Below are 15,065 nucleotides of genomic sequence, written 5' to 3' on the forward strand. Positions count from 1 at the left end.
AGCGGCCCAATACGGCACTACTGCTATCCAATGTTCAGTTTCCACCACGGTACGGCTGCCATCGGCTTGCTCTCGAGTAGCGTAATCCACCAGCAAGTTGCTGCCGTGCTGGGCGGTATAATCGCGCAAGTGTTGGTCTTTACGCTCAATCTCGTTAGGGAGAAAGCTGTTGGCCCAGATTTGGCCATGTGGATGAGGCTGCGAGCAGCCCATGGTTTCGCCCTTGTTCTCAAAGGCTTGTACCCACAGGTAGTCTTTACCTAATTCTTCGATTTGCTCATTCCAGGTATCAATCACCCCACGAATTGCCGTGGTGGATAACTCCGGCAGGGTTTTACTGTGGTCTGGCGAGAAACAAATCACTCGGCTTAAACCACGAGCTTCCATGCTGGTAAACAAGGGGTCGGTGGCAGCGGGTACGCTGGGTGAATCGGTCATCAGTGCGGCAAAGTCATTACCAAAGACATAGGTGCCTGTGTAATCCGGGTTTTTATCACCCGATACACGGGTATTGCCAGCACACAAAAAACAGCCGGCATCGTAGCTCGGCAAGGTCGCCGTAGACGGCGCTTCATCTTGGCCGCTCCAGGGGCGTTTAGCGCGGTGCGGCGACACCAATATCCACTGTCCCGTTAAGGGGTTATAACGGCGATGCGGATGCTCGGTAGGGTCAAAGTCTGTGTTTAACATGAAGGCTCCACTAAAATGCTACTACTTGGCGAGTCCGATAATGCAAAAACCAATACTTGAGCCGCCTCCCGAAAGCTCCCTACTTGGCCGCCTATGGCAGGCCGGAGTAGCCCCCAGATTTCAAGTAAAAGTAATTCGCTCTACTCTTTATCTATATATTGAAGCACGAAAGGGAAAACGTTTCCAATTTTAATAGTTAAATCATCAACGATAAGTCTAAAAATGGGCTATCTCTCTATAGTTACGGCCCCTTAGTTATTACTCGAGGCTGTTATTCGTCGCGACAAATTGACAAACAGAGTTAAGGGGAGTTTTAGAAAGATAAAAACACATAGAAGGATAACGTTTACTTTTTCTTATAGGGTTCAGTCCTGTTTTATGAAGCTCGTCATTCATATTCGTTCATCATTAATCAATAAATCCATATAAAACATTGTAACTTCAATGAGTTATTAGCAGTTAACAGGCTTTATATTCACAGAGTCAGAATAAAGCAAAATATAATTTCAATTATGTTGAGCTTACACTTGTTCGCCCAAGTAAAACTACCTAAAATAGCCGCCTTATTGTGGCATCTCGCCCTCATCCGTTTAAAGGTAAAATACATGCAGCACATCGTTACCTTGCTTAGCGAACAAGTTAAGCAGCAAGCTCAGAATGTAGCGCTAAAAATTTGGCGCAACCAAGCTTGGCAGTGCTTTACATGGACAGATTTTTCTCAGCAATGGACGCTAGTCGCAAAAGGTTTAATTGGTTTAGGTCACCAGGAAGAGCAATGTGTGGCAATTATGTCACCTAATATGCCTGAGTGGACAATAACTGACCTGGGTATTTTGGCTGCTCGAGGTTGTGTAGTTCCTATCTACCCTACCAATACCCTGGATCAAAGCCAGTACATTCTAAAAGACGCTGGCTGTAAGATTTTGTTTGTAGGTCAAGCTGAGCAAGTAGAAATAGGTTTAGAACTACTGAAAAGTGGCCAAATAGAAACCTTAATCTGTTTTGAAGAAAGCGAGCATACTCAACAAGAAAACGTGATGAGCTTGCCGCAATTGCTTGCCTTAGGCGAAACTATTGACGCAGATGAACTAGAGCAGCGCCAACAAAACCTAAAAATGGACGACTTAGCCACACTCATCTACACATCGGGCACCACCGGCGAGCCTAAGGGTGTAATGCTCGATCATGCTAACTTTGCTGCAGCGTTTGCGATGCACGATCAACGTTTAAGTGTGAACAATAAAGATGTGTCGCTTAGCTTTTTACCGCTAAGCCACGTATTTGAACGCGCTTGGACTTATTACGTACTGTATCGGGGTGCAACCAACGTATACTTGGAAGACCCCGCGCTCATTCAAGAAGCCTTGCCACGCAGCCAGCCAACCTTAATGTGCAGCGTGCCTCGCTTATACGAAAAAATTCATGCAGCAATTTTGCAAAAAGTTGCCACTGCTTCAGCCTCTAAACAGAAACTGTTTCATTGGGCCTTAAAAGTAGCTGAACTTCGGCTAACCGCTAAGCAACAACAAGTGCAGCCTTCTGCTTGGTTAAACATACGTTATCGTTTAGCCAACAAGTTAGTACTGTCAAAACTTCGAGCCATTTTTGGCCCTGCACGCCTACTGCCCTGCTCTGGCGCTAGACTGGCAGATGACATAAACCGTTTCTTCCAAAGTTTGAATGTGCCAATTAATTACGGCTATGGAATGACCGAGTCTACCGCCACTGTTTCTTGTTATAGCGAAACACAGAAAAGCATTAGCACCATTGGCCAACCCCTAGAGGCCTTGCAGATAAAAATTTCCGAGCAAGGAGAGATTCTAGTCAAAGGCGACACGGTAATGCGCGGCTACTTTAATAAGCCACAAGGCACCGCAGAAACCATTATCGACGGCTGGTTACATACGGGTGATGCAGGGAATTTAGATGCTGAAGGTAACCTAGTACTTACCGAGCGCATTAAAGAGTTAATGAAAACCTCAGGCGGAAAATACATTGCCCCGCAAAGGGTTGAAGGCGCATTAATTCGCGAGCCCTTATTTGAACAAGTCGCTATTATTGCTGATGCTCGCCACTTTGTATCGGCCTTAATTGTTCCCGCTTTTGAAGCGCTAGAACTACATGCCAAACAGCTAGGTATTAAGTGGCAGCACCGCAATGAATTGTTAGAAAATGCTGAAATTAAGCAGCTAATACAAGCAAGGCTAAAACAAGTGCAAACTAATCTAGCTCGATTTGAACAAGTAAAACAGTTTACCTTGCTGCCTAGAGAGTTCTGCATGAAACAAGGCGAACTAACACCAACACTGAAACTACGCAGAGCGGTAATTGAAAGCCGCTTTGCAGAACAAATCAGTGCGATGTACGCAGAAAAACGGATTGCTTAAATCCCCCCTGCAATCAATAAAAAAGGCGCTTGAAGCGCCTTTTTTATTGATAATGTACCGTCATAAACTTTAGTCTTGCCACTTCTTGCGCATAGCATCAATCACTCGCTCATTCACTCCATGCACATTTTGATACTCACCTTTGCAAACTAGTATCTTTAATTCTGCTTGGTATTTTATAGCTAAATCTCTATAGCTTTGCATTTCCCATTGCTGAACAAAGGTATTCGCTACCACGACATCATTTCCCAGGGCTAACTCTCGTTCAGTTTCTCGCTGGCACCATTGATGGGCTTGAGCAATTTGTTCCGCTTGATATAGATACTCGCCATGCTTGTTCACAAAATACATGTCTGCTTCTAATTGCACCGCATCAATAGTTGCTGCCAAAGTAGATTTTCCGCTACCGGGTAAACCACGAATAAGAGTCAGTGTTGTCATAAGTCGTTACTAAGAAACCGCTTTTAATTGAGGCTTAACTTGTTCCTGACAATAAGCTAACGGAGCCTGTTTAAGTAAGGCGATAACGGCATCTTTATCCATGGCTTCACAGGCGTCATTGAGTTCATCAAATAAAGCCATCAATTCGTCCCATGGCATAAAGCTCTCATTGGCGGTAAGGATCCTAGGATGGTCTGTTGGGCGTTCATCGTCCCCTACGAGTAACTCTTCATACAGTTTTTCGCCAGGTCTTAACCCGGTGTATTGAAGCTCAATATCTCCATCGGGGTTTTCATCGTCACGAACTTCCAAGCCCGACAAATGAACCATGCGTTTCGCTAATTCAGCTATTTTTACTGGCTCACCCATATCAAGCACAAATACTTCACCACCATTGGCCATTGAACCGGCCTGAATCACCAACTGAGCCGCTTCAGGGATCGTCATAAAGTAACGAATTATGTCAGGGTGCGTAATTGTTAGGGCTTCACCTTTACGAATTTGATCCTTGAATAATGGGATAACCGAACCTGAAGATCCAAGCACATTGCCGAAGCGAACCATACTTATAGTCGTATCAGATTGCTGCTCGGCTAAGCTTTGCATAACCAGTTCAGCCAAGCGTTTGGTTGCCCCCATCACATTAGTTGGGCGTACCGCTTTATCAGTAGAGACCAATACAAAGGTTTTGACCTTAGCTTTTATGGCTGCCAGCGCAATATTGTATGAACCGAATACATTGTTACATACCCCCTCAACCACATTCTGCTCCACCAAAGGAACATGTTTATAAGCTGCGGCGTGATAGACCGTATCAACATTACTTGCCTCCATCATCGCGCTCAAACGTGGTAAGTGCTGCACCGAGATCATCAATGGGACTAAATCGATATTTAAAGCCAGCGCCTCACGCATCTCCTTAAGTTCTCGTTCAATTTGATACAAAGCGACTTCTGAGCGCTCTACCAACAATAACCGAGCGGGTCTAAATTGTAGGATCTGACGACATAGTTCTGAGCCGATAGAGCCACCAGCACCGCTCACCAGCACCGTTTTGTTGCGAATAGAACTTTCCATTAAATGCGCGTTTGGTGTTACAGACTCCCGGCCAAGTAAATCCTCAACATCCACTTCTTTTATTTGATCAACTTTTGCATCACCGGTGACTAAGTCATTAAGCCGAGGGACTGTCAGTACTTCGGTATTCAAATCCGCCAGTGCTGTTAGTACCTCTGCACGGCGTTTGGTACCAGCATTAGGAATAGCTAAAAGTACTTTGGTGGCGTGAAAGCGACGAATAAGCATTGGCAACTGCTTAGGTTGGTATACGGTTAAACCATGAATCAATGAGTTACGTAGCTCTTCTTTATCATCAATAAACGCTACCGCTTGAAAATCATCGCCTTGGCCAATCGCTTGAAGCAGTTGGCGCCCGCTATCCCCAGCACCAAAAATAATCACGTTCTGCTTAGTGGCATTTTCCAACCAAACAAACAAAAAGCGAATAGCAAAACGTGTACCGCCACAAAATATCACCCCAAAGGCCAGATAAATAAATGGCGCGGTTCTTGGAATAACGGCTTGTAAATAAAAAGAAGTGACAATCATTAGCAAGGTGGCAATAGCGAAACTAAATAAAATAGCCTGTAGGTTTTTTTCATTTATATAGCGCAGTACAGCCCTATATAAACCAAAATACCAAAATCCAGCAAGAGTAGTAACGATCACCGATACAAATGTTACCCATGTTGGTACGTCATAAAAATAATGAACAGACTCAAAACGCACCCACAATGCGCCCCAGAAAGCCAAACTTAAAAAGAGTAAGTCTAAGCCAAAAACTATGGCGATTTTTTGTCTACGAGTCGGTAATTCAAACCAACTCATCGCATTAAGTTGAGGTAACATCTAAATTCCTTTTAGATCATCTTTGCGCTAGCAGTTATTGGCCAAGCAAGCCTTGTAAACTTAGCGTTATCTTTTCGCACACCGCGAGCATATCCTCACGAGTAATAGTAGGGTGAACCATAAACATCAATGAGTTAGCCGCTAACTGTTTTGCATTTTCTAGGGGCTTGCTAGGCAAAACATCTAAACCATCAAATGCTTTCTCAAGGTAAACCTCACTGCAAGTACCTTGCATACAAGGCACGCCAGCTTCATTTAAACAGCTTATTAATTGGTCTCTAGTTATTCCATTTAACTTATCTACTTCGATAAATACATAAAATTTATAATAAGCATGCTGTATATAATCAGGCACTTGAGGGATTCGGATAAAAGAGAATTCTCTCAGGCTGCTGGCCAATAGCGTAGCGTTCGCCTCGCGTTGTTGTTGCCAACTAGGCATACGCTGTAATTGAATACGGCCAATGGCAGCTTGCATTTCGGTCATACGCCAGTTGCTGCCGATGCTTTCGTGTAACCATCTAAAGCCTGGAGGGTGTTGTTTATTAAACACCGTATCATAGGATTTCCCATGGTCTTTGTATGACCACATTTTGTCCCAGAGTGCGCGGCTACTAGTCGTCACCATGCCTCCTTCGCCACCGGTAGTCATAATTTTGTCTTGGCAAAATGACCATGCAGCTATATCACCTAAGCTGCCAACAGATTTGCCTTTATAAAGCGCGCCATGTGCTTGGGCGCAATCCTCGATAACAAATAAGCCCTGCTGTTTTGCTAGAGTGTTTATCTGGTCCATCTCGCAGGGCCAGCCTGCCAAATGCACACAAATAATGGCCTTGGTTTTGCTTGAAATCACATTTGAGATACTGCTAGCGGTAACATTTTGACTGTCTAGATCGACATCAGCAAATACCGGGGTAGCTCCCACATTAACGATACAACTGGCTGACGCGATAAAGGTACGAGAAGTGACAACAACTTCATCGCCTTCACCGACATTCAAAGCCCTTAATGCGAGTTCTAAAGCTAGGGTACCGTTGGCAATGGCAATGGCATGCTCAACTCCAGCCCACTCCGCAAACTCTTGCTCAAAGTGTTTGCCTTGTTCACCAGTCCAATAGTTAACTTTGTTGGATAACAGAACCTTACTTACAGCTTGGGCTTCTTGCTCTGTAAAGCTGGGCCAAGGAGGGAAATCTTGCATATCTTTACTATTTTTAATCCTTTAAATTTGCAGCTCTATAATGCGTTAAAAATAGACAAGCTACAACTTTGGACTAAGTAATTAGTGTGTTTTGGCAGGGTTTCCGTACACTTTTTCAGCAGGCTTCACATCTTTTACCACTACCGAGCCAGCCCCTATGATAGCTCGATCTTTAATGATAATTTGCTGTATAACGGAACTGCCGATTCCAACCATTGTGGCACGACCCACCTTTACCTCACCTGCAAGGTTACAACCAGGGGCTATATGCACGCCATCGGCTAAAATAACGTCATGATCAATGGAGCTATTATGATTTATGATATTTCCTAATCCAATCTCACATCCTACACTGACCGTTGAATTCGCCATTACAACACTTCCATCACCTAACTCAGCTGAACTACATACGTAGGCTCTTGGATGCACTAAAACAGGTAAGCGAACCCCCAGTTGTTGTAACGCTTTTAAGCGGTCTAATCGCGTAATATTGTGGCCAATAGCAACGTGAGCGCTGCAGCTCTCAGTTGACGATAAATAGTCTAACATTGCTTGCCAGCCACCAATGACTTCGCACCCTTCTAAAGGTTCAAGTTTTTGCCACCGCTCATCAAACAACACAATGGAGTGATAAGCTAATTGCTTAGCCAACTCCACAACTACCTTTGCATGACCACCAGCACCATAAATCGCGAGGTTCATATTTATGGGTTCCCTGTAAATTTCGTCATGGTCGCCTCGCCTTCAGCACTGACCCCCTCTTTAACAAACACCTTTTTAAGGGTTAAAAAGAGTATTTTTATATCTAGCAATACACTGCGATTGTTAACATACCAAACATCTAACTCAAATTTTTGCTGCCAACTTAAGGCATTACGCCCATTGATTTGTGCCCAACCGGTTATACCTGGCTTCACATTGTGTCGCTTTGCTTGCTCATCTGAATAAAGCGGCAAATACTCCATAAGTAATGGCCGGGGGCCAACGAAGCTCATCTCGCCTTTTACAATATTCCAAAGCTCTGGCAGTTCATCTGCACTACTTGCCCTAAGCATTTTGCCAAACGTTCCCAAACGTTCCGCATCTGACAAAAATTGGCCATCGGCGTCTTTGTCACCTCGCATACTTCTAAACTTAATCATTTTAAAAGCGTTACCTTGAAGCCCTGGGCGTAACTGGGTAAAAAATACCGGGCGCCCCAGCTTAATAGCAACCACTAAACATAAAACGAGCAATAAGGGCGCTAGTGCTACCAACGCAACGGCGGCAAGTAAGCGCTCACAAAAATAAAATGCTTTATCCCTAAACAAATCAATCAACTCCATTCATCACATTCAATATTTGCTGGTTTACTCGATTAACGTCATAGCGTTGCTCGGCATATTGCCTGCTCGCTAAACCATGCTGCTTTACCAATTCAGGTTGTTCAAGGTACCTTGTTAGCGCGGTAGTTAATGAATCCGCGCTTTTAGGCTTAATTAAGTAACCGTTCTGATTATTCACTACCGTTTCCCTGCACCCAGGAGCATCTGTAGTAATAATCGCTCTCGCACAGCTCATCGCTTCGAGTACCGTTCTAGGCGTACCTTCGCGATATGAAGGCAATACATATACATGGCATTGTTGAATGAGGCCTATTACATCGCTCACTCTCCCATGGTATTCAATCAAGTCTTGATCTATCCAAGAATCTAAGTCCTGTTGCGATATAGCGCTTGGGTTATCGTCTATCCATCCAGCCAAATGAAATACACAAGAATAACCTTGTGTTTTTAGCTGCTTAGCCGCCTCGACATATTCCGCAACCCCTTTGTCTTTTAATAAACGAGCAATCAGTAAAAAATGAAGTTCTGGTTTATCTGAGTCCATTTCTGGTAAAGCAAGCTCAGGAAAACGTTGCAGATTAATGCCCGAGCCATTTATCAATGTTGTTTTGCTCTTAGCTACCAAGCTCTTACTGATGAATAATTCAGCATCATCAGGGTTTTGAAAAAAAACACCTTTAGAAAACCCTAAGCCTACTTTGTATAAGGTACACACAATCTGATGTAAGAGCTTTTGCTTTGCGGTTAACTGTTGGGTAAACACGTAACCCAAGCCAGTAATCATTGAGTAGACATTTTTAACACCGGCCAAACGTGCAGCAACTGCCCCATAGATAACCGGCTTAATGGTATAGGCAAGGGTTTGCTCTGGTTTGACTTGTTTAATCAACTGATAAAGCGAAATAAGGCTTTTGGCATCCTTTATTGGATTTAAGCCGGTTCGTTGAAGACCATAACTATGGGGAGTAACACCTAGGCCTTGTATGGCATGCTTTTGCTCCTCGGTGTAATCAGGCGCAGCCACATGCACATCTTTCCCTTGGTCTTTCATCGCTTGTAACAGGTCACCACGGAATCCGATGATCGAATCAGCAAAACTGGCGATAACTAATACTCGCATATTTTTAACAGCCTCCTCGCTGATAAACATCTAGATACTGCTGGCTTATATCCGCAATATCAAACTCCTTTGTCACACGATGATAATTACTATTGGCAATGGTTTGCCGCTCTTCTTGGGGGCTCGCTAACATCATCGAAACAGCCTCGCTTAATAAAGCAGACTGCTGCGGTTTAACCACCCATTCAGCATGATTAAGAATAAACGCCGCATCTCCTACGTCTGTGGTTACACACGGCAAGCCTTGGCTCATTGCCTCAACAAGGACATTAGGAAAACCTTCAGTTTTTGATGGCAAAACAAATAAATCTAAACTTCGATAAAAGCTTGCGATATCGTTAAGTTCACCCAGTAACTCGACACGCGCCAAGGGAATATCAAGGTCATTAAGAAGACCCATTAAGCTTACATTGGCAGTCGCCATATCCCTACCCGCCACGCGTAATGTTAATGATGGATACTTATCAAGCAACGGCGCGACTGCAGCAAAAAAAATGGGGTAGTCTTTAGCAGGATGCCAACGGCCTGCTGTACCGATATTCAACACTTCTTTTGACTGTGGCTTTAAGCTAGCAGCAGAAAAATCATAGCCATTAGCGATAAACTGTAGCTTTTCAGCTGAATAACCATAGTTGATATGCTGACTGACACTGCGCTGGCTGCAGCATAGTATTTTGTTTGCTTTACATTGAGTTAACTTACCTAGCCAAAGCGCCAAACGCGTGCTGCGCTTTTCATCCTCTAGTTTATCTAAAGAGTGATGGATACCGAAGTACAATGGGGTACTTACCTGAGACAAGTATTTATATAAACCACCTATCGCATTAGCGTGATACATCCAACATTGAATCAACGATACTGTTCTATTTTTTAATAAGCCTGACAACTTGAAAAGACTAAATAACATCCCTAAAGGCCCACGGGCGTTTAGGCTAATAAATTCCACTTGAGAATGATCTTTAATGAGCGCTTTGTTTTGCTCAGACACACTCATCAAAGCAATAATAATATGCTGATGCTGTGGTAAGTTATTGACTAGATTCGCCAGCATCCGCTCAGCCCCTCCAGTGAGAGCAAAGTTTGTGGTTAAATGAACAATCTTCAAAGTAGTTCCTCAAATAAGGATTCAAAATCGCTAGCATTAGAGCGACGTAGTTGACTTGAGCTTGGAGGGTTAACGATCAATTTAGCCAATGCTGTTGCATCACCTACAGTAAAATAGTTTTGCTGAGGTAGCAGCTCTCCCGCCCCTCCAGGGCAATTACTTGAAATACAATCAGCCCCCAAGTACTGCGCTTGCAGCAATGCGTTTGGCATCCCCTCAACAAAAGAACTCAGTACAAACGCTTTACAATGTTTCATGTACACAAATGGATTACTGACAAAACCCACCAACGATACTAAGTCCTCTACCCCTAATTGCTTAGCTTGAGCTTCTAGCTCACCTCTTAGTGGGCCTTCCCCCAAAATGACCAATCTAATTGTTTGATATTGCTGGCTTAACGCAAGGGCTTTGAGCAAAGTACTGTAGCCTTTTTCAGGAACTAGCCGGCCAACCGCCAAAATATAACCCTTAGCGTCTTTTACCCAAGTGTGTTCACAGGGTTGTAGAGCTTGTTTTTGGATAAAAGCTCCATCTAAAGGGTTGGCCACGATCTTAATATCGGCAGAAATTCCAAAATACTGTTGTACATCGTCAGCCACATACCTTGCGGGTGCCACTAATAGATCAGCTCGTTTATAGGCAAATGCCCCGCTCCACTTCACCCAGCTGCGAACTAGCGATGATTTAATACCAGCTAAATTAACCGAAGGGCACGAAGCCTCTCTAGCTACCAAACTGCATTCGATACCACTTAAGCGAATAGCCGAAACCATACAAAAAGCCAAATGGCTTTGAGAACAAAATACCACCTTAGGACGTATCACTTTCAAATGCTTAACCAAACTTGGTATCGCAACCAAAGAAGACGCCTTATTCAAGTTAATTCTATTAACATCATCTGAAAGCTCTTGTTTAAAAGGTCCTTCATCGCGAATAGACAGCAACTGAACTTGCCACCGTTTAACCAACAGATTTGCTAAGGTAACAGCCAAGCGTTCGGCTCCGCCTTGGTTAAAGCTTGAGCTGAAAATTAGTATGTCACAGGGTAATTGGCTATTTTTACTCACTCTCAGTTCATCCGTCTGTTGTTATTCGTTTGGTGAATCACTGCTGCTACCATTATTGCAATAAACATCAGCCAGCTTCGGCTGTACCAAACGTTCGACGTAGAAAACACAACGCCGATGTTTACCAGCATAAGGCTCCCCCACAAGCTCAATGGAAATATGCGAGTGAGGCTTGCAAGGCAACCAAGTACCATTAAGAGGCCTAATGCCGCTAATAATCCCGCTTCGGCACCGATGTTTAGCAGCGTATTGTGCGCATTTACCTCGCGTTCGGCATTCCCTTCTCGACCAATCCCTAAAGGATTAGTGGCTATAATTTCTAAATACTCAAACACTACATCTAAGCGCGACGAATCTTTACCTACCAGCTCTTTTTGACTTGACGGTGATAGGCGGTCTAACGCGCGCGAATTAATGTTGTCACTTAAACTAAACTGCCAAGCCACTAACACAAATAGTACACCTGACAGTACAAAGGCTAGTTTTGCTCGAAATGAAATCATTGAGTAAAAGCCCATAATCACCAATAAATACAATAACAATCCACTTCTTGAAGCAGTAGCGAGTACGGTGAATAAAGTGAACAATACTGCGGCTGATTCAAACCACCGTAAACCTGAGCGGCTATCTCTACAGAGCAATACTCCGGCAAGTGAAAATACGACAGCTCTAGCGCCATCATTAGCATCTCCTGCAAAACCGGCAGCTCGATAATCTAAATTTGAGAACAATCCCGGCTGCGCTACGTCTCCCCACACAGACAAGGTAATAAATCCTAGACCTATCCAGCAGCATCGTTGAACAGTATTTAGCGACACCTCTCCAAACCAACTAAACAAAATAATTAGCCACATTAAATGGAACCACGGAAATGCCGCATTCGAAAGATTCACTGGTGGGCTAACGATAAATGACAATCCATAACAGCTGTTTACCAACAACATGCTTAACAGCAACCATTGTGTGTTGGGGTAAAGCTGAAAGCGCTTTGCTAGCAAAGCATGCAGTATCGATAAACCAATAATCCCAAGCAAAGCAACGTAAGAAAAGCCCGGTATCATTCGTGTAAGATATAAATCTAAAGCGGATAAATGCATGGCAACAACGAGTATTGTTAGCATTTGAAGTAACTTGCTAAAACTCAAGAATCTAACCCAGATAGCAGCAACTCACGCCATTTAGAATAAATGATGTCTGGGTGATACGCAGTATTGGCTCTTACTGATGCAGCCTTCCCCCAATCAACGATTTGCTCACTAGGTGCATCTATTACGTGCTCTAAAGCCTTAGCTAAAGCAGTAGTATCTTTAAGAGGCACTAGTAAGCCTGTTTGTTCATGTTGAATAATGTCTTCAGGGCCAAACTGGGTTTTATAACTAATCACAGCCAAACCTATCGCTTGTGCTTCCAGAATAGCCACAGGAAAGCCCTCTCGGTAAGAGCTCATTACAAATACCCCGCCTTGAACGAGTACTTGTTTAACTTGATTAGTTGCTCCCATCAAATAGACGGAATCTTGAAGGCCGAGCTCCTTTATAAGCTCGGCCAACGCTAACTTGAATTCCCCATCGCCATAAATCTCAAAACGCCAGCGTTTAGTGCGAGGTAAAGAAGCCAAAGCATGTAAAGTATCTTGTAGGCCTTTTTCTGGCGTTAATCTACCAACAAAAACTAGCCGCTGATTATATGGCAGCACTCGCGTATCGGCTTCACCAAGAGCAATAGACGTACTGTTGCCTATAACTTGATAAGGGGTTAACCGCCAACTGTTCAAGGAATCTGCAATAGTTTGCGTTTGCAGAACCACCTGGTCGAAACGAGCATAACAATAGCGAATGAGCTTTTGCCAAAGCTGCCCATGTCGTTCGATGAGAGGATTACTCACTTCTCCACAATAAATTTCTGTATTCGTTCCTCGAGTAGCAATAAACGCCAAACAAGCCAAACGGTGAGTAAACACCATTAAGCGTTTAACTTTATGTGTAGCTACATAGCGTTTAATCGACTTTATTGTTAACAGGTTTTCTAATACGCCAGCGCCTTTAAAATGAAATTGTTGATGATGCCGAAGAGAATGAATGGTTAGCTTTGGATTAACGTCAAATACAGGTGAGCCTTCAAATAAAGTCACCAAGCTCACTTGGCTTTCATCGGTAACCAACTTAGAGGCAAGTTCACAAGCTATACGCTCTGCACCACCCTGAGCTAAACCAGGGACTAAAATAGCCAACTTAATCATGTTGTTTCCTCAAGGTTAAACCGCTTGAGTTAACAAATACCGAACGCAATACCCAAAACAACATAAGCACTGAAATCAAATAAATAATTGAAGTAGTAAAAGCAATTCCTATTAGACCAAACCAACTACTCATCAAGTAATCCATTACAATATTTAATATAAAGGCCACACCATTAATCGTTAACATCAGTTTTGCTTTCCCGAGACTAACAACACAACGAGAAAGAACCATCCCCACGAGATAAAAAGGGACAAGTAATGTGTAAGCTTGCCCTACTTCACTAAGCTCTGCTGACTGAGAGTTAGTGACCTCACTGCCATTAAACATAATTGAAACAGCAAAAGGCATTATTACATAAAGAAAAAGACCAACAGCGACCCCTACGCCACCCGCTGCACCTAAGGCCTTTATTAAGCGTTGACGCAATAATGTTAAATCATCTGCCCACTCAGCCATGTATGGAATAAGTAAACTACCTAAACTCATAGCCAATACGCTCTGTGCAACGGTGACAAACTTATAGCCATTACTTAAAATACTGACGCTCCCATCCCCTAATTGGCTAGCAAAAGCTAAATCAACTATGGGTAAGGTTGCCAATAAACTAGAGCTCACCACTATCCATCCAAACTCTTTGAATAAGGGTTTATTACTTACTTTTAATGATTCACCAGAGTCACGCTCACTAACAGTAAGATCAGATAGAAACCTTCGGGAACGCGCAAACAACAAGACAAAATGAATGACATAGGCAAACAATAGCGCCAATGTAAGATCGACTACAGTAATCGGTAGCTGCACAATAATTAACGATAGAACGGTAACCACGCCCATTGCTGGCAATACTAGTTGGCTAACGCTCAAGAATACCTGTTGTTTCTTTGCTGTAAGTAAGGCAACTAGCGGGGCCTGGTAAAGCCCTGCCGCTGTCACGCCTACAAAACAAAAAACAACAAATATAGAAGCGTTACTTAATATAGAAAAAGCGCTTGGCAACACATACAGACAACAGATGGAAAATACCAAAACTAGTAAGCAGACTAAAGCTGAGAATTGCTTGTAAAAAGAGTGAAAAGAAAGAGAATGACGGCGTATGTAAGAGGCAAACACACTATTAAGCGCACCAGTAACAATGCTGACCAAAAACATCGCTAAGGTAAAAAGCATTAAATAATTGTCTAATTGGTTATTAAAGCCAAGCTCTCGAGCAAACAATACATCCCTAAAGAATGCCAAGGTTTTACCCAACAAGGACACCGCAGATAACAATAAACCTGCCAACATGAGCTTTTTAAACACGTAAAACTTCCATAAAACAGCGCTAACGAGAGATGTTAGCAAAAACTAATTTCCGTTTAGTCTTTCACTAATACTTCTGTACAACTAAATGAACAATTGTTTATACATTATCACCATTTACATTTTTGCCCAATGACTTGGTAACCAAGCTAATACTAAATGTTTAAAGCCGTGATGTAGGTAAGCTAAACCCTTAAAAGCGTCATGGATTAAACTCTAGGTTTTTGCTAAGTCGAAATTGAACAACCGATGATACTATTCAATACAACCATAATAATC

13 protein-coding genes are annotated in these 15,065 nt (G+C 43.1%); 1 reads left to right on the top strand and 12 read right to left on the bottom strand.

From position 1 onward, the window contains the following. Window positions 1–690, bottom strand: a 690-nt coding sequence (gene galT, locus Q4549_RS14215; RefSeq protein WP_303553019.1) for a galactose-1-phosphate uridylyltransferase, incomplete at its 3' end; no start/stop codon positions are given. 605 nt (window positions 691–1,295) lie between these two features. Between galT and Q4549_RS14220 the strand changes: the two genes are divergently transcribed. Beyond that, entirely contained in the window at window positions 1,296–3,077 is a 1,782-nt protein-coding gene (locus Q4549_RS14220) for a long-chain fatty acid--CoA ligase (protein WP_303553018.1), read from the top strand. A gap of 69 nt (window positions 3,078–3,146) precedes the next feature. Here Q4549_RS14220 and Q4549_RS14225 read toward each other — a convergent pair whose 3' ends face one another. The 11 genes from Q4549_RS14225 to Q4549_RS14275 all read right to left on the bottom strand — a co-directional run bounded on the left by Q4549_RS14225 (window position 3,147) and on the right by Q4549_RS14275 (window position 14,786). Continuing rightward, a complete protein-coding gene (locus Q4549_RS14225; RefSeq protein ID WP_303514465.1) occupies window positions 3,147–3,518 on the bottom strand; it encodes an AAA family ATPase in 372 nt (123 codons plus the stop codon). Window positions 3,519–3,527: 9 nt separating this feature from the next. Further along, window positions 3,528–5,426, bottom strand: coding sequence for a nucleoside-diphosphate sugar epimerase/dehydratase (locus tag Q4549_RS14230; protein ID WP_303553017.1), 1,899 nt, complete (start codon window positions 5,424–5,426; stop codon window positions 3,528–3,530). Between the two features lie 34 nt (window positions 5,427–5,460). After that, window positions 5,461–6,630 carry a DegT/DnrJ/EryC1/StrS aminotransferase family protein gene (locus tag Q4549_RS14235; protein WP_303553016.1) on the bottom strand — a complete coding sequence of 390 codons (1,170 nt, stop codon included), beginning with the start codon at window positions 6,628–6,630 and terminating at the stop codon, window positions 5,461–5,463. 81 nt (window positions 6,631–6,711) lie between these two features. Continuing rightward, window positions 6,712–7,332, bottom strand: a complete 621-nt coding sequence (locus Q4549_RS14240) for an acetyltransferase (protein ID WP_303553015.1) — start codon at window positions 7,330–7,332, stop codon at window positions 6,712–6,714. Between the two features lie 2 nt (window positions 7,333–7,334). After that, a complete protein-coding gene (locus tag Q4549_RS14245) occupies window positions 7,335–7,955 on the bottom strand; it encodes a sugar transferase (RefSeq protein WP_303553014.1) in 621 nt (206 codons plus the stop codon). Next, the gene (locus tag Q4549_RS14250) at window positions 7,942–9,075 is read right to left on the bottom strand and encodes a glycosyltransferase family 4 protein (protein WP_303553013.1); all 1,134 of its coding nucleotides are present in this window, start codon (window positions 9,073–9,075) and stop codon (window positions 7,942–7,944) included. The genes Q4549_RS14245 and Q4549_RS14250 overlap by 14 nt, the downstream gene beginning before the upstream one ends. A 4-nt stretch (window positions 9,076–9,079) precedes the next feature. After that, complete coding sequence (locus Q4549_RS14255; RefSeq protein WP_303553012.1) at window positions 9,080–10,180, bottom strand: glycosyltransferase; 1,101 nt, start codon at window positions 10,178–10,180, stop codon at window positions 9,080–9,082. Then, complete coding sequence (locus Q4549_RS14260; protein ID WP_303553011.1) at window positions 10,177–11,247, bottom strand: glycosyltransferase; 1,071 nt, start codon at window positions 11,245–11,247, stop codon at window positions 10,177–10,179. Before Q4549_RS14260 ends, Q4549_RS14255 begins: the two co-directional genes overlap by 4 nt. A gap of 2 nt (window positions 11,248–11,249) precedes the next feature. Further along, entirely contained in the window at window positions 11,250–12,368 is a 1,119-nt protein-coding gene (locus Q4549_RS14265) for an O-antigen ligase family protein (protein WP_303553010.1), read from the bottom strand. 20 nt (window positions 12,369–12,388) lie between these two features. Further along, the gene (locus Q4549_RS14270; protein ID WP_303553009.1) at window positions 12,389–13,486 is read right to left on the bottom strand and encodes a glycosyltransferase; all 1,098 of its coding nucleotides are present in this window, start codon (window positions 13,484–13,486) and stop codon (window positions 12,389–12,391) included. Further along, a complete protein-coding gene (locus Q4549_RS14275; protein ID WP_303553008.1) occupies window positions 13,479–14,786 on the bottom strand; it encodes a lipid II flippase MurJ in 1,308 nt (435 codons plus the stop codon). Before Q4549_RS14275 ends, Q4549_RS14270 begins: the two co-directional genes overlap by 8 nt. Between the last annotated feature and the right edge of the window lie 279 nt (window positions 14,787–15,065).

Origin of the sequence: Agarivorans sp. 2_MG-2023 (assembly GCF_030548085.1) — a bacterium.
Classification (GTDB): Bacteria; Pseudomonadota; Gammaproteobacteria; order Enterobacterales; family Celerinatantimonadaceae; genus Agarivorans.